The 19,079-nt window shown below is 64.7% G+C and carries 18 protein-coding genes and 1 riboswitch; of the genes, 7 read left to right on the top strand and 11 right to left on the bottom strand.

What is annotated here, in order from left to right:
- Nucleotides 1-3: 3 nt before the first annotated feature.
- From AB4118_RS09110 to thiB, 3 genes are read right to left on the bottom strand one after another with little or no spacing between them, the layout of a single operon-like run.
- A complete protein-coding gene (locus AB4118_RS09110; protein ID WP_441489423.1) occupies nucleotides 4-702 on the bottom strand; it encodes a thiamine ABC transporter ATP-binding protein in 699 nt (232 codons plus the stop codon).
- Nucleotides 695-2,236 (bottom strand): ABC transporter permease family protein, encoded by a 1,542-nt coding sequence (locus AB4118_RS09105; RefSeq protein WP_441489422.1) that lies wholly within the window; start codon nucleotides 2,234-2,236, stop codon nucleotides 695-697. The genes AB4118_RS09110 and AB4118_RS09105 overlap by 8 nt, the downstream gene beginning before the upstream one ends.
- A 4-nt stretch (nucleotides 2,237-2,240) precedes the next feature.
- A complete protein-coding gene (thiB, locus tag AB4118_RS09100; protein ID WP_441489421.1) occupies nucleotides 2,241-3,260 on the bottom strand; it encodes a thiamine ABC transporter substrate binding subunit in 1,020 nt (339 codons plus the stop codon).
- 66 nt (nucleotides 3,261-3,326) lie between these two features.
- Nucleotides 3,327-3,438: riboswitch (TPP riboswitch) on the bottom strand.
- A gap of 156 nt (nucleotides 3,439-3,594) precedes the next feature.
- On the opposite strand from thiB, the gene AB4118_RS09095 reads away from it, so the two are divergent.
- The 4 genes from AB4118_RS09095 (at nucleotide 3,595) to AB4118_RS09080 (ending at nucleotide 8,292) form a co-directional block, all read left to right on the top strand.
- Nucleotides 3,595-5,184 (top strand): ABC transporter substrate-binding protein, encoded by a 1,590-nt coding sequence (locus AB4118_RS09095; protein WP_441489420.1) that lies wholly within the window; start codon nucleotides 3,595-3,597, stop codon nucleotides 5,182-5,184.
- A 282-nt stretch (nucleotides 5,185-5,466) separates the two neighbouring features.
- Complete coding sequence (gene leuB / locus AB4118_RS09090) at nucleotides 5,467-6,576, top strand: 3-isopropylmalate dehydrogenase (protein WP_441489419.1); 1,110 nt, start codon at nucleotides 5,467-5,469, stop codon at nucleotides 6,574-6,576.
- 166 nt (nucleotides 6,577-6,742) lie between these two features.
- On the top strand, nucleotides 6,743-7,699 hold the full coding sequence (gene msrP / locus AB4118_RS09085; protein ID WP_441489418.1) for a protein-methionine-sulfoxide reductase catalytic subunit MsrP: 957 nt from the start codon (nucleotides 6,743-6,745) through the stop codon (nucleotides 7,697-7,699).
- Between the two features lie 26 nt (nucleotides 7,700-7,725).
- Nucleotides 7,726-8,292 (top strand): methylated-DNA--[protein]-cysteine S-methyltransferase, encoded by a 567-nt coding sequence (locus tag AB4118_RS09080; RefSeq protein ID WP_441489417.1) that lies wholly within the window; start codon nucleotides 7,726-7,728, stop codon nucleotides 8,290-8,292.
- 9 nt (nucleotides 8,293-8,301) lie between these two features.
- Here AB4118_RS09080 and AB4118_RS09075 read toward each other — a convergent pair whose 3' ends face one another.
- The gene (locus AB4118_RS09075; RefSeq protein ID WP_441489650.1) at nucleotides 8,302-8,646 is read right to left on the bottom strand and encodes a winged helix-turn-helix transcriptional regulator; all 345 of its coding nucleotides are present in this window, start codon (nucleotides 8,644-8,646) and stop codon (nucleotides 8,302-8,304) included.
- 128 nt (nucleotides 8,647-8,774) lie between these two features.
- Here AB4118_RS09075 and AB4118_RS09070 point away from each other — a divergent pair, with 128 nt between their 5' ends.
- Nucleotides 8,775-9,335, top strand: a complete 561-nt coding sequence (locus AB4118_RS09070) for an NADPH-dependent FMN reductase (RefSeq protein ID WP_441489416.1) — start codon at nucleotides 8,775-8,777, stop codon at nucleotides 9,333-9,335.
- Nucleotides 9,336-9,659: 324 nt separating this feature from the next.
- Here the strand turns inward: AB4118_RS09070 and AB4118_RS09065 are convergent, their stop codons facing one another.
- The 3 genes from AB4118_RS09065 to AB4118_RS09055 form a co-directional block, all read right to left on the bottom strand.
- Nucleotides 9,660-10,550: a LysR family transcriptional regulator gene (locus AB4118_RS09065; RefSeq protein ID WP_043233503.1), complete on the bottom strand. Its 891-nt coding sequence runs from the start codon at nucleotides 10,548-10,550 to the stop codon at nucleotides 9,660-9,662.
- Between the two features lie 143 nt (nucleotides 10,551-10,693).
- A complete protein-coding gene (gene trxB, locus AB4118_RS09060) occupies nucleotides 10,694-11,659 on the bottom strand; it encodes a thioredoxin-disulfide reductase (protein ID WP_441489415.1) in 966 nt (321 codons plus the stop codon).
- A gap of 92 nt (nucleotides 11,660-11,751) precedes the next feature.
- The gene (locus AB4118_RS09055; RefSeq protein WP_441489414.1) at nucleotides 11,752-12,735 is read right to left on the bottom strand and encodes a mitochondrial fission ELM1 family protein; all 984 of its coding nucleotides are present in this window, start codon (nucleotides 12,733-12,735) and stop codon (nucleotides 11,752-11,754) included.
- Nucleotides 12,736-12,821: 86 nt separating this feature from the next.
- Between AB4118_RS09055 and AB4118_RS09050 the strand changes: the two genes are divergently transcribed.
- Both AB4118_RS09050 and AB4118_RS09045 read left to right on the top strand, forming a co-directional pair.
- Nucleotides 12,822-13,286: an Lrp/AsnC family transcriptional regulator gene (locus AB4118_RS09050; RefSeq protein WP_441489413.1), complete on the top strand. Its 465-nt coding sequence runs from the start codon at nucleotides 12,822-12,824 to the stop codon at nucleotides 13,284-13,286.
- 119 nt (nucleotides 13,287-13,405) lie between these two features.
- Entirely contained in the window at nucleotides 13,406-13,867 is a 462-nt protein-coding gene (locus AB4118_RS09045) for a GNAT family N-acetyltransferase (RefSeq protein ID WP_441489412.1), read from the top strand.
- On the opposite strand, the gene AB4118_RS09040 is transcribed toward AB4118_RS09045, so the two are convergent.
- The 4 genes from AB4118_RS09040 to carB all read right to left on the bottom strand — a co-directional run bounded on the left by AB4118_RS09040 (nucleotide 13,852) and on the right by carB (nucleotide 18,934).
- A complete protein-coding gene (locus AB4118_RS09040; RefSeq protein ID WP_441489411.1) occupies nucleotides 13,852-14,313 on the bottom strand; it encodes a hypothetical protein in 462 nt (153 codons plus the stop codon). The two genes, AB4118_RS09045 and AB4118_RS09040, sit on opposite strands and share 16 nt — an antisense overlap.
- A 126-nt stretch (nucleotides 14,314-14,439) precedes the next feature.
- A complete protein-coding gene (locus tag AB4118_RS09035; RefSeq protein ID WP_441489410.1) occupies nucleotides 14,440-14,949 on the bottom strand; it encodes a hypothetical protein in 510 nt (169 codons plus the stop codon).
- A gap of 76 nt (nucleotides 14,950-15,025) precedes the next feature.
- Nucleotides 15,026-15,499, bottom strand: a complete 474-nt coding sequence (gene greA / locus AB4118_RS09030) for a transcription elongation factor GreA (RefSeq protein WP_113513985.1) — start codon at nucleotides 15,497-15,499, stop codon at nucleotides 15,026-15,028.
- 102 nt (nucleotides 15,500-15,601) lie between these two features.
- On the bottom strand, nucleotides 15,602-18,934 hold the full coding sequence (carB, locus tag AB4118_RS09025) for a carbamoyl-phosphate synthase large subunit (protein WP_441489409.1): 3,333 nt from the start codon (nucleotides 18,932-18,934) through the stop codon (nucleotides 15,602-15,604).
- Nucleotides 18,935-19,079 lie beyond the last annotated feature (145 nt).

Raw genomic sequence — 19,079 nt, 5'->3', positions numbered from 1 at the left:
GCTTCAGATGCCCAGGAAGCGCCTGACAGGCTCTGGTCCGTCCGACGCCGTCAGGCCCGTCCACGGGCCGGATGCTTCGACGCGGCCATTCCTAACGAAGGCAAAGAGGTCGGCATGGCCGGCCGCCTCTTCCGGCGTGTGCAGCGTCATCAGCACGGTGAGGCCGTGTTCGCGGCGCAGCGCATCGACGCGCTCGATCATCTCGCGGCGTAGCCCGGGGTCGAGTGCGCCGAACGGTTCGTCGAGCAACATCAGCGGTTTGCCGCGCAGGAGGGCGCGGGCGAGGGCGACGCGCTGACGCTGACCGCCCGAGAGTTCCGCCGGTCGGCGGGCTGCGAAGCCGGCAAGATCGACCGCGGCCAGCGCAGCTGCCACGCGCTCGCGCTCGGACGCGTCGAGCCGCAGGGACGGTTTCAGTCCAAGCGCGACGTTTTCAGCTGCCGTGAGGTGCGGGAAGAGATTGTGATCCTGGAACAGGATCGAGACCGGTCGTCTGGCTGGTGCGAGCGGCAGCAGATCTGCGCCGGCAAAGCGGAGGGTTCCGGCCGCAGGCTGTTCGAAGCCGGCGATGGCATGGAGCAGCGTGGTCTTGCCGCCGCCTGACGGGCCGATGACGGCGCAGAGCGCGCCCGCTGGAATGACGAGGTCGTAGCGCGCCTCGAATCCGGGATAGTTGAGGGACAGGCCCGCCAGCTCAAGCATGACGCGCACTCCAGTGCTCGGTCAGGTAGGCGAGCCCCCCGGCGGAAAGCACCAGCACGAGCGCCAGCGCTCCCGCTTCATCCATGCGATAGGCGCCGAGGCGGTTCGCCAGCAGATAGGGCAAGGTGGTGAGCTCGCCGCCACCGAACAGAGCAATGACGCCGAAATCACCGAGCGAGAGCGCCGTGGCAAAGGCGAAGGCGGCCGCCAGCGGTGCGCGCAGGGCTGGCCATTCGACGAGACGCAGCCGGGTCCAGCCGGCAATGCCGAGGCTCTCTGCCAGTCTTCCATGGCGCTCGGCGCTGGTCGCGAGTGGCGGTGCCAGCAGCCGATAGGCATAGGGCAGTGCCATCAGGGCGTTGACGAGCGGCACAAGCAGCAGACCGAGCATTGCGGGATCGGCGAGGTTGCGGGTCAGGACGTACAGTCCTGCCACGAAGGCGAAGGGCGGCAGGCCAAGCATGGTGAAGGCGGCAAGGTCGGGAAGTCCCGGGCGCGGCCGGCGTCCGCGCGCGGCGCTGGCGAGCAGTACGGCAAACAGGCAGGCGAGGAGGCCAGCGCCAAGCGCGATCGCCGCGCTCGTCGCGGCAGCCGATGCGAATTCGGCGGTCGCGAGCATCGGTACGGCTGCGAGGCCGCTTGCGATGCTGAGGAGAGGCGGTGCGATCCATGCCGTCGCCAGAATGAGAACAAGGCAGTCCAGCCGCCGCAGGCAAGGGGCGAGGATATCGGGGCGCATTGCATGGCGCTCGGCACTTGCCTCGTCGCGGGCCGCCGGCACGAGTGCGGCGAGCGCAGTTGCAAGTCCGAGGCAGAGCACAAGCTGGAGTCCGGCGAGAGCGGCAGCGCGGGCGAAATCGGCCTCGAAACGGACCGCTTCGTAGATCGCGACTTCCAGCGTCGCATTGGCAGGGCCGCCACCGAGCGAGAGCACGACGGCAAAGCTCGTGAAGCAGAGCAGAAAGACGAAGGTGGCAAGCGCCGGGGCCTCTCTTCGGATCACGGGCCAGTCGAGATGCCGGAAACAATAGGCGGCGGAGAAGCCGAGCGCCGAGGCCAGGCGCCTCCGCTCTCCAGGTTCGCGGCCGAAGGCCTGAAGCAGCGTGCGCGTCACCAGCGGCGTATTCATCAGCACATGCGCGATCAGGATACCATGGAGCCCGTAGATCGCCGGTGGTTCGGCGCCGACGGCGCGCGCCAAGTCGCCGAGCAGCCCGGAACGGCCATAGATCGCGATGACGCCGAAGACGATCACGATCGTCGGCGCGACGGCTGCGGCGGTCAGCACGGCGAGCAGGAGGTTGCGGCCTGGAAAGCGGCGGCGCAGCAAGGCAAGCGCCAGTGCCGTGCCCAGCAGGAGCGAGAGCAGCATCGACAGGCCCGCCTGGACGGTCGCTCCTGCGACGAGGCGAGCGAGATAGGGGCCGAGCGGCGACAGGGCCGCGACGTCGCCGCCGGCTCGCGCCAGCCCGGCGAGCGAGGCGCCGGCGAGCGCAAGGATGGCAAGCGCGGTGAGTGTGGCCGGGCGGAACAAGGCCTCAGCGGCTCGTTGCGGCGAGCCAGGCGTCGATGAAGGTTCGGCGCTGCGTGCGCACCTCGTCCGGCGTGAACAGCAAGGTCCGTTCCGGCTTGATGACATCGGCGAATGAAGCCGGCAGTCCACCTGTCGCTTGTTTCGCCGGCATCATCCAGTTGCCTTCCGGGATCAGCGATTGGAAGGCGTCCGAAAGCGTGAAGGTGAGGAAGCGTTTGGCGAGTTCCGGCTGCCGCGTCGTGCGCGTCATGCCGGCGAGTTCGACATGCAGATAGTGGCCTTCGCTGAAGGGGGCGGCCTTGTACTGCGTCTTCTTCTCGGCGCCGATGTGATAGGCCGGCGATGTCGCGTAGGAGAGCACCATGTCGGCCTCGCCCTTGAGGAAGAGTCCGTAGGCCTCCGACCAGCCCTTGGTGAAGGTGACGATGCGCGGCTTGAGCCTGGTCCAGGCGGCGTCGGCGCCATCGCCGTAGACGGATCGCATCCAGAGCAGGAAGCCAAGCCCGGGCGCGCTGGTGCGCGGGTCCTGCAGTACGAGCTTTGGCCCATTCGGATCGTCGACAAGCTGCTTCAGGCTGGTGGGCGGCGCGGCAAGTTTGGTTGAATCATAGACGAAGGCGAGATGCCCCCAATCGAAAGGCAGGAAGGTATCGTCAGTCCAGGCGATGGGCAAAGTGAGCGCGGCACGATCCTGGCCATGGGGCTGGAACAGTCCCGTCGCCTTGGCTTCTGCAGCAAGGTTCATGTCGAGGCCGAGCACGGCATCGGCCTTGGTCGCTTCACCCTCCAGCTTCAGGCGCGCGACGAGGGAGCCGGCATCATCGCTTGCGACCCAGTTCAGCGTGCAACTGCATTGCGCCTCGAAGGCCGCCTTCACTTTCGCGCCGGGACCGTATTTCCCGGTGAAGGAGGAATAAGTGTAGACCGTCAGTGCCGGTTTCTCCTGGGCCATGGACGGCGTCGCGAGCAGGAGCGCCGAGAGCGCGGCGGCGATCCGGGTCAACCGGTTGTTCAGAAAGCTCATGGCGTCACCCCGCATGCATTCGACGGCAGGCCATGACGGTCGAGAGGGAAGGCGGTCTCCGGTTGCGAGACGCCAATGCTCAATCCCTCCGCCGGCACGATCCGGATCAGGTTCGACGGGTTGAAAGCCCTGCGCTTCCCTCTCAGCCCGAAATCGCCGGGCACCCCGTTGAGACGGTCAAGGGAATAGCGAGCGGGCCGGGGCGAGTCCAGTTGATGCCGCCGGGCCATCGCAAGGGGCATTGCGTCTGGCCGCATGATCATGCTGGTATATCTCTTGCTTAACAGAAAGCAGGCGCGCCAGGCGCGAAAGCTCAAGAGCAAGGGGATGCCGCATGCGACTCAATCGCCGTCAGATTCTGGCCGGAAGTTCCGCTTTAACCGCTTCCAGCCTCGTTGGATTTCCGTCGCGCGCGCAGTCGCGCGCCAATACGCTGCGCTTCATTCCGTCGACGCCGTTGCCCTCGCTCGATCCGATCGTCGCCACGAGCTATGTCATCCGCAATCACGGCTATCTGATATATGATACCCTGTTTGCGACGGACGCGCAGTTCCGCATCCAGCCGCAAATGGTCGAGAGCTGGGAGACTGCGCCGGACGGGCTGCGCTGGACCTTCCATCTGCGCGACGGACTGATGTTCCATGACGAGCAGCCGGTCAGGGCGCAGGACTGCATCGCCTCGATCAAGCGCTGGTCGGCGCGCGATGCCTTCGGGCAGACTTTCGCGACATTCGTCGAGGGTTACGATGTCGTCGACCAGCGCACCTTCGCCATCCGCCTGAAGAAGCCCTTCCCGATGCTGCCGGACGCGCTCGGCAAGCTCTCCTCGAACGTGCCCTTCATCATGCCCGAGCGCGTGGCCATGATGGAGCCAACCAAGAACATCACGGAGGCGATCGGTTCCGGACCCTGGCGCTTCATGGACAAGCAATGGGTGCCGGGCCAGAACGCGATCTATGAGCGCTTCGCCAAGTACAGGCCACGAGAGGAGGCTCCGTCCTGGGCCGCTGGCGGCAAGGTCGCCAAGATCGACCGTATCGAATGGTTGCCGCTGACCGAGGTTTCAGCCGCAGTCGGCGCGCTGATGCAGGGCGAGGTCGACTGGTACGAACAGCCGCCGGTCGATCTCCTGCCCCTGCTCAAGAGCAATCCCGAGATCGCGATCGAGAACGTGCCGCTCGGGCTGATCCTGCTGATGCGTTTCAACCATCTGCAGCCGCCCTTCAACAATCCCGGCATCCGACGGGCGGTGATGATGGCAATCGATCAGACCGACTACATGGAGGCGGTCGTCGGCAGCAAGGACTACTACAAGGAGTGCAAGACCTTCTTCACGCCGGGCTCGCCGATGTCGACCGGAGCGGGCGGACAGGCTGCACTCGGCAACAATCTGGAGCGGGCCAAGGCCATGCTGCAGGAGGCCGGCTACAAGAACGAGAAGGTGCTGCTGCTGGCACCCGCCGACCAGCCGATCGCCTATAACCAGTGCCTGGTGACACAGGAACTGCTGAAGAAGCTCGGCATGACTGTCGATCTGGTCGCGACCGATTGGGCCAGCTTCATCGGCAGGCGCTCCAACCGCGGATTGCCGGACCAGGGCGGCTGGTCGGTGTTCCACACGCTCTGGTCGGGCGCCGACGTGCTCAATCCCGCGCTGCATCCGCTGTTGCGCAGCAATGGCCCTGCCGCCTGGTTCGGCTGGCCGGAGGATGCCACGCTGGAAGGTCTGCGCGATCAGTGGATTGCAACGCCTGAGGTGGCCAAGCAGAAGGAGCTGGCCGCCTCGATCGAGAAGCGCGCCTTCGAGACGGTGCCCTATGCGCCGGCGGGGCTGGTGCAGCAGCCAATGGCCTATCGCAAGAGCCTGACCGGCATGGTGCTCTCGCCCGTCCAGTTCTTCTGGAACATGGAGAAGAAGGCCTGAGGACGGAGCACCCGTTGCCGTCGGGATACTGGCTGATGCCAAAGGCACTGCGCTAGCGGCTCCGATCCGGAAACCATCGTCGCGCTCTGCGACGGCTTCCAGCTCTCCGCTTCACTCCGGCCGGAGTGAAGCGGTTCGATGCTGGTGCCGATCGTACAGCTTCTGCTTGCCGCGCAGGCGCGCTGCCCCGCGGCTGCGCTTGCGTCACTCCCGTTCCCCGCCTAATCAGCCCGGCAAGGCCGCTCTGGCCCCAGCAACATCCGACAAACGCGTGAGGCGACCATGGCGACCCACAAGCTCCTCCTCCTGCCGGGCGACGGCATCGGCCCCGAAGTGACCGGCCAGGTCGAGAAGATCGTCGGCTGGTTCGAGAGGCAGGGCCTCGCCTCCTTCGCCATCGAGCGCGGACTTGTGGGCGGCGCTGCCTATGACGCGCACAAGGCGGCGATCTCGGAAGGCGACATGAAGCTCGCCCAGGATGCCGATGCGGTGCTGTTCGGCGCTGTGGGCGGCCCGAAATGGGCGGATGTGCCCTATCAGCATCGCCCCGAAGCCGGCCTGCTGCGCTTGCGCAAGGATCTTGGCCTGTTTGCGAATCTGCGGCCTGCGATCTGCTATCCGGCGCTGGCTTCCGCCTCCTCGCTCAAGCCCGAGGTGGTCGAGGGGCTCGACATCCTGATCGTGCGTGAGCTCACCGGCGGCGTCTATTTCGGCGAGCCCAAGGAGATCGTCACGCTGGAGGACGGTTCCAAGCGCGGCGTCGATACCCAGCTCTACACCACGCCCGAAATCGAACGCATCGCGCGCGTCGCCTTCGAGCTGGCACGCACCCGCCGCAACAAGGTCTCCTCGGCCGAGAAGCACAACGTCATGAAGACCGGCGTGCTCTGGAAGCAGACGGTCACGGCCCTGCACGCCAAGGACTACCGGGATGTCGAACTCGAGCATGTGCTCGCCGACAATTGCGCCATGCAGCTCGTGCGCTGGCCGAAGCAGTACGACGTCATCGTCTGCGACAACCTGTTCGGCGATATTCTCTCCGACGTCGCGGCGATGCTGACCGGCTCGCTCGGCATGCTGCCCTCCGCTTCGCTTGGTGCTGAAGATCCGGCCACCGGCAAGCGCAAGGCGCTTTACGAGCCCGTCCACGGCTCGGCTCCCGACATTGCCGGCAAGGGCCTGGCGAATCCGATCGCGATGATCGGCTCCTTTGCGATGGCGCTGCGCTACTCCTTCGGCGCCATCGAGGCGGCCGACCGGCTCGAAGGCGCGATCGCCGATGTGCTTGGCGCCGGCACCCGCACCAAGGACATCGCCGCGCCGGGCGCCAATGCCGTCTCGACCGCCGAGATGGGCGATGCGATCGTCAAGGCGCTGGAAGCGCGCGGCTGACGCGTCCACTCCAAACACTCCGACGTCATCCCGGTCCTGCGCTTCGCTTGGGCCGGGATGCATGGAGCCATGCGGTGAGGGGCCCGATGCCTCTCCCCCTCGTGAATTGCACTTGAAGCTCATCTGTGGACTAAGCTTCGCTCTCTGAAACGGAGTATGTCCGTCGATGCTGATCAAACGCCGCCCTGGCTGGGAATTGCCCGAAAGCCAGGCCACTCCCGAACATATCGCCATGAACCGCCGGGCCTTTCTCGGCGGGAGCGCGGGGCTGATCGCCGGGAGTACATTGCCCCAGATCGCAGCCGCGCAAGGCGCGGATCCGACGCTCGATCTCTATCCTGCCAAGCGCAATGCGAGCTACACGCTCGACCGGCCGGTGACCGACGAGGAGCTGGCGGCGAACTACAATAATTTCTACGAATTCGGCATGTCCAAGGATGTCGTCAGTGCGGCGAAGAAGCTGCCGACGCGGCCCTGGAACATCGCGATCGACGGCATGGTCGAGAAGCCATTCGAGATCGGGTTCGACGATCTCGTCCGCAAGATGCCGCTTGAGGAGCGGCTCTATCGCTTCCGCTGCGTCGAGAGCTGGGCAATGGCCGTGCCCTGGACCGGCTTTCCGCTGAAGGCCCTGGTGGCGCTGGCGCAACCGCTCTCGAGTGCCAAATACGTCAAGTTCGAAACCTTCCTTAACCCGCGCGTCGCCTCCGGGCAGACGCAACGCTGGTATCCCTGGCCCTATACCGAGGGGCTGACCATGGCGGAGGCGAATAACGACCTGACGCTGATGGTGACGGGGATCTACGGCAAGCCACTGCCGAATCAGCATGGTGCGCCGGTTCGCCTGATCACGCCGTGGAAGTACGGCTTCAAATCGGTGAAGTCGATTGCGCGGATCAGCTTCGTCGCCGAGCGGCCCAAGACCTTCTGGGAGGCTCTGCAATCGTCGGAATACGGCTTCTGGGCCAATGTGAACCCGGAGGTGCCGCATCCACGCTGGAGCCAGGCCAGCGAGCAGGTTCTCGGTTCGCGCGAGCGTCGACCGACACTGCTCTTCAACGGCTATGGCGAGCAGGTCGCAGCGATGTACAAAGGGCTTGAAGGCGAGCGGCTCTACGTCTGAGGCCGCCGCTTCCGTCGGGAGGCGTGATGAGCCAGGGTTTCTGCCTGTTCGATACGGCAGTCGGCGCCTGCGCGCTGGTCTGGAATGCCGAACGCCTGATCGGTGCGCAACTGCCGGAGCAGGATGAGGCGCGAGCCCGCCAGCGGTTGGCTCGGCGCTATCCGGAGGCTGTCGAAAGCGCTGCTCCGCCGTTCGTGCAGGATGCGATTGGCGCGATCATGGCATTGCTGCGGGGAGAGAAGCGGGACCTTGCTCACCTGCCTATCGAGATGGACGGTCTCTCGGCCTTCAACCGAAAGGTCTATGCCGTTGCCCTGAGCATCCCGCCAGGCGAAACTTTGACCTATGGCGAAGTCGCGGCGCGGATCGGAGAGCCGGGCGCAGCGCGCGCTGTTGGCGTCGCGTTGGGAGAGAATCCCTTTCCCATCATCGTGCCCTGTCACCGCGTCCTGGCGGCCAACGGCAAGACCGGCGGCTTCTCAGCCGATGGCGGGGTGGAGACCAAGCTGCGCATGCTGACGATCGAGAAGGCGCGCACCAGCGATGTGCCGAGCCTGTTCGATTCGCTGCCGCTGGAAGCGCGGCGGCGCTGAGTTTTTCTCTCAGGCGAGTTTGAGAAGCTTGCGCTTCGGCTCCTGCGCTTCGTCGAAGCGGCTCCGCGCGGCCGTGATGTCGCGCCGGTTCGCGACGACCCAATCGCTGAGCGCCTTGACGGGATAGCGCAGTGAGTGCCCGAGTTCGGTCAACTCATAATCGACGCGTGGCGGAATCGTCTGGAACTGTGTGCGCGTGACGAGGCCGTCGCGCTCCAGATTGCGCAGCGTCAGCGTCAGCATGCGCTGCGAGATGCTGCCGAGCGCGCGCTTGATCTCGGTGAAGCGCTTCGGCCCTCCGCCGAGCAGGTCTACGACCAGCATCGTCCACTTGTCGCCGACGCGGGACAGCATCTCGCCAACGGCGCGGCACTCGTGAGGCACATGCAGGTTCTCTGGTGACAAAATTGTGCCTCCTTGCGTGGCTTTGACATAGGCATTTATTGAGCCTTGGTCTCTTTTTGTAACCAAGGAAATCTCCCATGGCAAAGTTGAAGCTCGCCGTCATCATTGGCAGCGCACGCAAGGATTCCATCAACGGCAAGCTCGCCGTCGCGCTGTCGCGACTCGGCTCCGGCGCCTTCGAGGCGAGCGTCATCACGATCGACGATCTGCCACTCTACAATCAGGATCTCGAGGCGAACTGGCCGGCAAGCGCGACGCGCCTCAAGAACGAGATCGCGGCTGCCGACGCCGTTCTCGTCGTTACACCTGAGCATAACCGTTCGATTCCCGCGCTGCTGAAGAATGCGATCGACTGGGCGGCGCGGCCCTATGGCAAGAGTTCCTGGCGGGGCAAGGTTGTCGCCATCGCCGGCACAAGCCCGGGAGCGATCGGTGCCGCGATAGCGCAGCAGCATCTGCGGGTGATTCTTGGCAATCTTGGTGCGCTGGTTATGGGCGGCGAGGCCTATATCGGCCTGAAGCCCAATCTGGTCGACGAGGCCGGCGATGTCCCCGATGAATCGACCCGCGCCTTCCTGCAGGCCTTCATCGACCAACTCGCCGAACTTGCGGGCCTGCTCGCGCGCCGGGCTGCATAACCACGCATGAAAAAAAGGCCAGCGTCCCGAGGGAGCTGGCCTTTGAAGTTTGAAACATCCGGCGTTACCGCCAAACATCTCAGAGGGGAACGGCTGGAACGAACTCAACGCCGGGAGGAGAATGCGGAGCCCGTTCCGAACAACCGTGATTGCTATATCGGGCAGCACGTGCCGTTTTGCAATGCAGCATAGCTTGGGGCCGCTATGCGGAAACTGCATGACCTATCATCATGTGCGACAAATCTTAGCCTAAATGGCTGAAAGCATGCGTCCGCCGCAGCGCGGGATACCCGCGCTGCGCGCATAGCCGGGGCATCCGGCCGTTTAGTAGGTCCAGCGCTGGGCCTTCTGGATCAGGAAGTCGCGGAATGCCTGCACCCTGGCCACCGACTTCATCTCTTCCGGGTAGACCAGATAGCTTTCGAGTTGCGGCATCTCAGTCTCGCGCATGAGCTGGACGAGGGGTGAGCCGGTCTCGATCAGATAGTCCGGCAGCACCGCGATGCCCGCGCCGCTGTCGACTGCCCGCTTCATCGCCGTGATGTTGTTCACGGTGAGATGGATCGGGCGTGGGTTGCGCTGTTCGCGGCCCAGGGTTCCGAGCCAGTGCACGGCGGTCAGATAGGACGGCGAGGTGCTGCCGAAGGACAGGAGCCGGTGATTGTCGAGATCCTCGTAGCTCTTCGGCTCACCGAAGCGCTTGATATAGGCCGGTGAGCCATAGACGTGGAAATGCACGGTGAAGAGCTTGCGCTGAATCAGGTCCGGCTGCTGCGGCTGGCGCAGGCGAATCGCGATATCGGCCTCGCGCATCGAGAGGTCGAGTTCCTCATCGGTGAGGATGAGGTCAACCTTGATGTCCGGGTAGAGATCGAGGAACTCCGCCAGCCTTGGGGTTAGCCAATGGCCGCCGAGACCGCGTGTCGCGGTGACCTTCAGCTCGCCCGATGGATGCTCGCGCGTCTCCGAAAGCTGGGCGCGCGTCCGCTCCAGGCGCTGCGTCATCTCGCGTGCCGCGCGCCAGAGCAATTCGCCCTGCTCGGTGAGAATGAGCCCGCGCGTATGGCGGTGAAACAGCGGTGCACGCAGCTCACGCTCAAGCGCGCCAATCTGCCGACTAACGGCGGATTGACTCAAACCAAGTACGTCGCCAGCCTTGGTAAAGCTGCCGGATTCTGCGACGGTATAAAAAATCCTGATGCGGTCCCAATCCACCGCGGTTCCCCCGTTATGCGTTTCGTGCATGTTGGGGGGTAAAACGCAGGAACGTCAACGATTGCTTTGCCGACGGGGCCTCTTTTCACACTGAATCTCGTGAGACAACCCATCAACAATCGTGATGGGTTGTCTTTTTCGGCCTATTCGGCCGCTTCACGCTGTTCCGTGACGTTGGCGGCAAGCCATCTTTCGGCATCGAGCGCGGCCATACAGCCCAGGCCGGCAGCCGTCACAGCCTGGCGGTAATGCTCATCGGTGACGTCACCTGCGGCAAAAACGCCGGGGATGTTGGTTTGCGTCGTGCCGGGCGTCACGTCGAGATACCCCGATTCACGCATGGCGAGCTGCCCGGTGAAGAGTTCGGTGGAGGGCTTGTGGCCGATGGCGATGAAGACACCGTCGGTCTTCAGGTCGCTCTCAGCGCCCGTCTTCAGGTTGCGGAGCTGCAGATGTGTGACTGACGGCGGCTGCGTGCCGCCGCAGATCTCGGCGATCTCGCTGTCCCAGACGACCTCGACCTTGGGATGCTTGAACAGGCGATCCTGCAACACCTTCTCGGCCCGCAGCGAATCGCGCCGGTGCACCAGCGTGACCTTCGCAGCAAGGTTGGCGAGATAGAGCGCTTCCTCGACCGCGGTATTGCCGCCGCCGACGACGGCCACTTCCTTGCCGCGGAAGAAAAAGCCGTCGCACGTGGCGCAGGCCGAGACGCCAAAGCCCTGGAAGGCCTGCTCCGAGGGGATACCCAGCCACTTCGCCTGGGCGCCGGTGGCCACGATCAGAGCATCGCAGCTATAGGTGGCGCCGCCATCACCCCAGAGCCGGAACGGGCGCTGTGACAGATCGACCTTCGAGATATGGTCGGAAACCATCTTGGTGCCCATGTGCTCGGCCTGGGCGCGCATCTGCTCCATCAGCCACGGCCCCTGAACTACGTCGGCAAAACCCGGATAGTTCTCGACATCGGTGGTGATCATCAGCTGGCCGCCAGGCTGGAAGCCCGAGATCATCACCGGTTCAAGCAGCGCGCGGGCCGCATAGATCGCGGCGGTATAGCCGGCGGGGCCCGAGCCGATGATCATTACGCGGGCATGGGTATGAGCCATGGTTTCGGTCCTTTTCGCGCAGCGTGGCGCTGCGTCCTCGTTCCGTCAGATACGGTCTCGTGCGGCGGACGCAAGCCCAGGCCCGCTCACGCTCAGGCGAGGCCGAGTTCGGCGCGGTGCCGCAACCAGCCCTGTCGCACCGCTTCCGCGATGACGCCGGTGGAGTCTATGGGGTCATAGCGGGTGCCATCAAGCCGTCCCTCGAAATGATGCACAACGCCTTGCCGCTTCAGCGCCTCGAGGAAGCGAGCGAATTTGCTGTGGCCGCCATGCGGCTCGAAGACGAGGAGGGGGGCGCCGGTGGCTGCAGCCTCGCCGACGATATTGGTCGAGTCGGCGGTGACGACCACGGTATCGGCATTGGCGAGCAGCGGCACATAGGGATTGGCGCCCGTGCCATCCCACCACCAGCCGCCATGGCGCGCGAAGACCTCGGCAATGGCCTTGTCGAGCGCATCCGGCGTACGTCGCGAGCGCGAGCCCATTAGCGCCACGCCCGAGCCCGCGAGCGCATCGAGTGCGTTCGCGAAACGGACGATGTCATGGGGCTGGAAGCTATGATGCCGGCTGTCGCCGCCGACCATGACCGCAGCGCGCGGTCGGGGCAGGGCGGCGATGGCCGGCGGCGGGCTCTGCCTGGCCTGAGCGAGCTGGCCGGGGGAGAGCCCGTGCGGCGATGTCACGGTGACGAGCACGTTTGGGCCACGCAGGCGATCATGCTCGGAGACCCAGATCAGGTCGGCTGCGCCCGTTCCGATTCTCGGATCCTTGAGAAAGACGGTGAAGGTCCTGCCCTTCGAGGCCTTCTTGATCGCACGCAAATAGGCGGCGGCGCGGCGGCCAGAAGCGACGACGATGTCGGGGAAGGGCGGGCGGATCGGGCTTTGAGGTCTGTGGGAGGCCTCGCGCGGATCAATCGGCCCGCGCGGCATCAGCCAGCTCCAGGGGCGACCGGGGGCGATGTGCCGGACCTCTGGGGTGATGCCGAGCCGTTCGGCGACGCCAAGGCACTGTATCTCGTCGCCAGCCTTGCCGTCGGTGAGGACCCAGATCGTCGGGATCGGTTCAGCTGGCAACTGCAGGCTCCGCGGCAGTGGTTGGGATGCCTTGTATCGCGTGGGAGCTGCGTCTACACCAGCGCGACTTTGCTCTGGGGATCTGTGTGCGTTCCAAACTCGACGAAATCGATCTGCGTATCCTGCGCGAATTACAGGCCGACGGGCGCATGACCAATGTCGAGTTGGCGAGCCGGGTCGGCATCTCGCCGCCGCCCTGCCTCCGGCGTGTCCGGGCTCTCGAGGAAGCGGGGCTGATCACCGGCTATCGGGCGCAACTCGATGAGCGCAAGCTCGGGATCGAGGTCGTCTGCTTTGCCTTCGTGCATCTCGCCAGCCAGGCCGAGGCCGATCTCGCGATATTCCAGGAGCGCATCCGCAAGTGGGGTGCCGTGCGCGAATGCTGGACGCTCTCGGGCGACATCGATTTCATCCTGAAATGCGTGGCGCCTGACCTGAAGGCGTTTCAGGACTTCGTCGGAGAGCTGACTGCGCTGCCGAATGTCCGCAATGTGCGCACGGCCCTGGCGCTTGACCGCGTTAAGGACGAGCCGATCGTACCGTTCGGCTAGAGCATGCTGCGAAAAAGTGGCAACGGCTTTTCGCATCACGCATGCTCTAAACTATGAGAATCGATCACGCTGCGTTTGGACGATTTCGTCCAAGCGCAGCGTGATCTAGCGGGGGCCGGATGCAGATCGCGATCCGCAAGGCGGGCATCGAGCATCTGCCGTCCATCCTGGCGCTCTATGCGCAATTGAATCGCGATGACCCGCGCCCGAATGCCGAAATGGCCGCCGAGACCTGGCACCGGATCCTGGGCAGCGACCTGATCACGGTTCACATCGCCGAATTGGGCGGAGCCGCCATCGCAAGTTGCGTGATCGTGGTCGTGCCGAATCTCACCCGGAACCTCAGCCCCTTTGCGCTGATCGAGAATGTCGTCGCGGACGCGCGGTTTCGGGGCCAGGGGCTTGGAAAGCGGGTCATCGGCGCCGCTGTCGAGCAGGCCTGGTCGGCAGGATGCTACAAGGTCATGCTGCAGACGGGGCGAAAGGACGAAGCGGTGCTCGGTTTCTACGAGGCCTGCGGGTTCTCGCGCAGCAAGACCGCCTTCGAGATCAGGCGGCCCGCGGCTCATTCGCCGACATAGCGTCTGATCCAGGCGGCGTTGGTCCGGACCAGGGCCGCGAGCCGGCGCTTGTCGAAGCCGGGCTCGAACCAGGCGCCTCCGGATGAGGCTGATGAAGACGAAACGATCGGGTAGCTTGCGATAACCCGTCCATCGGCAGCGATCAGCCGGGCTTCGGATTCCATTCCGTCCACAGTGCCGCCGGTTTCCTCCGCGTCGCCGCCCGAATAGCTCGGCATGTTGATGCGAAGCACCGAGACGACAAGCGTCGAGCCCGCGCGGCCGCTGCCGGCAAGTTCGCGTTCCAGCTCTGCCTTCACAAGGGCGGCGTTGGGACCCCAGCCCTGTTGAACAAGGTGGGAAACATCGACGCGCACGCCGCCTGCGGCCGCCTGGACCGAGACAGCGAACAAGGCAGAGGCAGTGCCGCCGAGTGCGGCGGCCAATACGGCGCGACGATTCAGCATGGCTCTCTCCTGTCAAACAGGGACATCGTACTGCATTCCGCAGGGGCGCAACTGAAGCAATGAACTACGCCGCCACCGAGTGCGGCGCCATACGCGGCAACGACAATCCCAGCCGTGTGAACGAGATCAGCCGGCCACGTAACGTTTGATCCAAGCGACGTTGTTCTGGATCAGGCTGACGATGCGGCGCTGATCGATATCCTGCAGATACCAGGGACCCGAATAGCTGGCGGAAATCGTCGAGAGCACCGGATAGGACGCAAGCACGCGATTGCCTGCGCCGACCAGGACCGCCTCACTGTCGAGATTGTCGTTGTTCTGGCCGCCGCCACCGCCCCAACGGCCGCCGCCATTGCCAGCGTAACTCGTCAGGTAAATGCCGCGGACCTTGACGACGAGAACCGGCCCTCCGCGCTGGATGGCGCCGGCAAAGGCGGTCCGAAGTTCCCGTTCCATGCCGGCTTTGATCGTGCCGGCATTGGCCCCCCAGCCTTGCTCGACGAGGCGGGAGACATCGACATGGATGCCGCCGATCGGACCTTGCGCCTGGGCAAGCGCCGATGCGGCTCCAAGCGGCGACGACGCGAGCGCCGTGGCCGCCAATGATGACATGAGAAACGCGCGACGGGTGGTCATGACTGTATCTCCCGATGCCAATGCATCACCGACGAGATAATCGTCCGGGGGCATCAATTCTATGCCCCCGGAGGCCTCAGCGGAAGCTGACGCTCACGACTTCGTAGGACTTGCCGCCGCCGGGGGTGTTGACCTGCACGGAATCGCCGACCTTCTTGCCGATCAGGGCGCGCGCGATCGGCGAGCCGATCGAGACCTTGCCGGAGCGGACGTCGGATTCCGGCTCGCCGACGATCTGATAGATCTTGGCTTCCTCGGTGTCGTCGTCGATCAGATGGACGGTCGCGCCGAATTTGATCGTGTCGCCGCCGAGCTTGGTGACATCGATGATGTCCGCCCGCCCAATCAGCGATTCCAGCTCCAGGATCCGACCCTCATTGAGGGACTGTGCCTCCTTGGCCGCATGATACTCGGCATTCTCGGAGAGATCGCCAAGTGCGCGCGCTTCCGAGATCGCAGCGATGATGCGTTGACGTTCGACCTGCTGGCGTTGCTTCAGCTCGACCTCGAGGGCGGCAAATCCGCCCACCGTCATAGGAACCTTATCCATCTTCTCGTCCCAATTCCGAAAGCCAGAACCCGCCGGCCGCGTCCCCCGCGGCCTGCGTTCAGCTTCCGATCGTTTTCAGAACTGCTTCGGCCGCGCGGCCGTTCAGGCGGCGCGGACGAAGTAGGATTGCAGCGATCGTACTTCGAGATCGCCGCTGCAATAGGCCTTGATGCCCTCGGCAGCCGCGATCGCTCCGGCCAAGGTGGTATAATAGGGCACCTTGTGCAAGAGGGCGGTGCGGCGCAACGAGCGTGAATCCGCGAGTGCCTGTGGGCCGTCCGTCGTGTTGAAGACGAGCTGGATCTCGCCGTTCTTGATTGCGTCGACGACGTGCGGCCGGCCTTCCAGAACCTTGTTGATCTTGGCGGCTGGAATGCCTTCCTCCTGCAACAGGCGCAGCGTTCCACCGGTGGCAAGGATGCGGAAGCCGAGATCGGACAGGATGCGCATGGAGGGCACGATGCGCGGCTTGTCCGCGTCGCGCACCGAGACGAACACAGTCCCCTTGATCGGTACCTTGGAACCTGCACCGAGCTGGCTCTTGGCGAAGGCGATGTCGAAGGAACGATCGAGGCCGATGACCTCGCCGGTCGAGCGCATCTCCGGACCGAGCAGCACGTCGACGCCGGGGAAGCGCGCGAAGGGGAAGACCGCTTCCTTGACGCCGACATGGGTCAGAGCAGCGGGCTTCAGCCCGAAGCTCGCGAGGCTCTCGCCGGCCATGATGCGCGCTGCGATCTTGGCGATCGGTTCGCCGATGACCTTGGCGACGAAGGGCACCGTGCGCGAGGCGCGCGGGTTGACCTCGAGGACGTAGATGACGCCGTCCTTGATGGCGTATTGCACGTTCATCAGCCCACCGACATCGAGCGCCAGCGCCATGGCCTTGGTCTGGCGCTCGAGCTCAGCGATGGTCGCCAGCGAGAGTGAACGGGGCGGCAGCGAGCAGGCCGAATCGCCCGAGTGGATACCGGCCTCCTCGATATGCTCCATGATGCCGGCGATGAAGGCGTCCTTGCCGTCGCTGAGGCAGTCGACATCGACCTCGATCGCGTCCGAGAGGTAGCGGTCGAACAGCAGTGGGTTCTTGCCGAGCACCGTGTTGATCTGGCCGGTCTTGTCGTTCGGGTATTTCGCCTTCACCTCGGACGGGATCAGGCTCGGAAGCGTGCCGAGCAGATAGTCCTCGAACTGCGGCTCGTCGCGGATGATCGCCATGGCACGACCGCCGAGCACATAGGACGGACGCACGACGAAGGGCAGGCCGAGCTCGGCGGCGATCATGCGCGCCTGTTCGACTGAATACGCGATGCCGTTCTTGGGCTGCTTCAGATGCAGCTTGTCGAGCAGGCGCTTGAAGCGGTCGCGGTCCTCGGCGAGGTCGATCATGTCGGGCGAGGTGCCCAGGATCGGGATGCCGGCCTCTTCGAGCGCATTCGCCAGTTTCAACGGGGTCTGGCCGCCGAACTGGACGATGACGCCATGCAGCGTGCCGCTGCGCTTCTCGGTCTCGAGGATCTCGAGCACGTCCTCGGCGGTCAACGGTTCGAAATAGAGTCGGTCGGAGGTGTCGTAGTCGGTCGAAACCGTCTCCGGGTTGCAGTTGACCATGATGGTCTCATAGCCGGCATCGCGCAGCGCGTAGCAGGCATGGCAGCAGCAATAGTCGAACTCGATGCCCTGGCCGATGCGGTTCGGGCCGCCGCCGAGGATGACCACCTTCTTGCGGTCGGACGGGTTGGCCTCGTCAGCCGGCATGCCGGCGAAGGGCATGGCATAGGTCGAGTACATATAGGCGGTCGGTGAGGCGAACTCGGCGGCGCAGGTGTCGATCCGCTTGAAGACCGGCCGCACTTCGAGCGCATGTCGGCGCTGGGTCACCTCGGCCTCGGTCAGGTTCGCGAGCGCAGCGAGGCGCTTGTCCGAGAAGCCCATCGCCTTGATCTGGCGGAAGGCGCCGGGCGTCGTCGGCAGGCCGTACTTGCGCACCTTGTCCTCGGTCTCGACCAGCCCACGCATCTGCTCGAGGAACCAAGGATCGATCTTGCAGCTTTCGTGGATCTGCTCGTCGGTGAAGCCGAAGCGCATCGCCTGGGCCACCTGCAGCAGACGGTCTGGCGTCGGCGAGGAGAGGGCGGCCTTGATCGCGTTCTTGTCGTCGCCCTGGCCCAGACCTTCGATTTCGATCTCATCGAGGCCGTCGAGTCCGGTCTCCAGCGAGCGCAGCGCCTTCTGCAGCGATTCCTGGAAGGTGCGGCCGATCGCCATCGCCTCGCCGACCGACTTCATTGCGGTCGTCAGGGTCGGCTCGGCGCCGGGGAATTTCTCGAAGGCGAAACGCGGGATCTTGGTGACGACATAGTCGATCGTCGGCTCGAACGAGGCCGGGGTCGCGCCGCCGGTAATGTCGTTCTCGATTTCGTCGAGCGTGTAACCGACGGCAAGGCGCGCGGCGACCTTGGCTATCGGGAAGCCGGTCGCCTTGGAGGCCAGTGCCGAGGAGCGCGAGACGCGCGGGTTCATCTCGATGACGATCATCCGGCCAGTGGCAGGATCGACCGCGAACTGCACGTTCGAGCCACCGGTCTCGACGCCGATCTCGCGCAGCACCGCCAGCGAGGCGTCGCGCATGATCTGATATTCCTTGTCGGTCAGCGTGAGCGCCGGGGCGATGGTGATCGAATCACCAGTATGGACGCCCATCGGATCGATGTTCTCGATCGAGCAGACGATGATGCAGTTGTCCGCCTTGTCGCGGACGACCTCCATCTCGTACTCCTTCCAGCCGAGCACGCTCTCTTCGATCAGCACTTCGCTGGTCGGCGAAGCGTCCATGCCGCGCTCGCAGATCTCGATGAATTCGCCCTTGTTGTAGGCGATGCCGCCGCCTGTTCCACCCATGGTGAAGGAGGGGCGGATGATTGCCGGCAGACCGATGTCGTCAAGCGCCTCGAGGGCCTGGCCGAGTGTCCTGACATGGTGCGAGCGCGGCGTATCGAGACCGATCTTGGTCATCGCCTCGCGGAACAGCTCGCGGTCCTCGGCCTTGTCGATGGCTTCGGCGGTGGCGCCGATCATCTCGATATCGAATTTCTCGAGTACGCCCATCTTCTTGAGCGAAAGCGCGCAGTTCAGTGCCGTCTGGCCGCCCATGGTCGGCAGCAGCGCAAAACCGCCGGGCAGGACGTTGCGCTCCTTCTCGATGATCTTGGCGACGATCTCGGGCGTGATCGGCTCGACATAGGTGGCATCCGCGAGGTCCGGATCCGTCATGATCGTGGCCGGATTCGAATTGACCAGGACGATGCGGTAGCCCTCGGCCTTCAGTGTCTTGCAGGCCTGGGTTCCGGAATAGTCGAACTCGCAGGCCTGGCCGATGATGATCGGGCCGGCGCCGATGATGAGGATCGTCTTGATGTCTGTGCGCTTGGGCATGGGTCCGGCCAGTGCTTGTGCGGGCGCGCGCCGGACGGATCCCCGTCCGCGAGGAAAGGGGAGTCAGCGAGCGCCTGAATGAATGCTAGGCGCTCGCTATAGAGGGAGGTTGCCGCGGAAGGAAGGGAAAAGCGCGCTTACCCCT

The sequence above is a fragment of the Allobosea sp. 2RAB26 genome (genome assembly GCF_052115465.1).
Lineage (GTDB): Bacteria > Pseudomonadota > Alphaproteobacteria > Rhizobiales > Beijerinckiaceae > Allobosea.
Note: the sequence above shows the minus strand (reverse complement) of the source record. Positions and strands in the feature narration are given on the sequence as shown.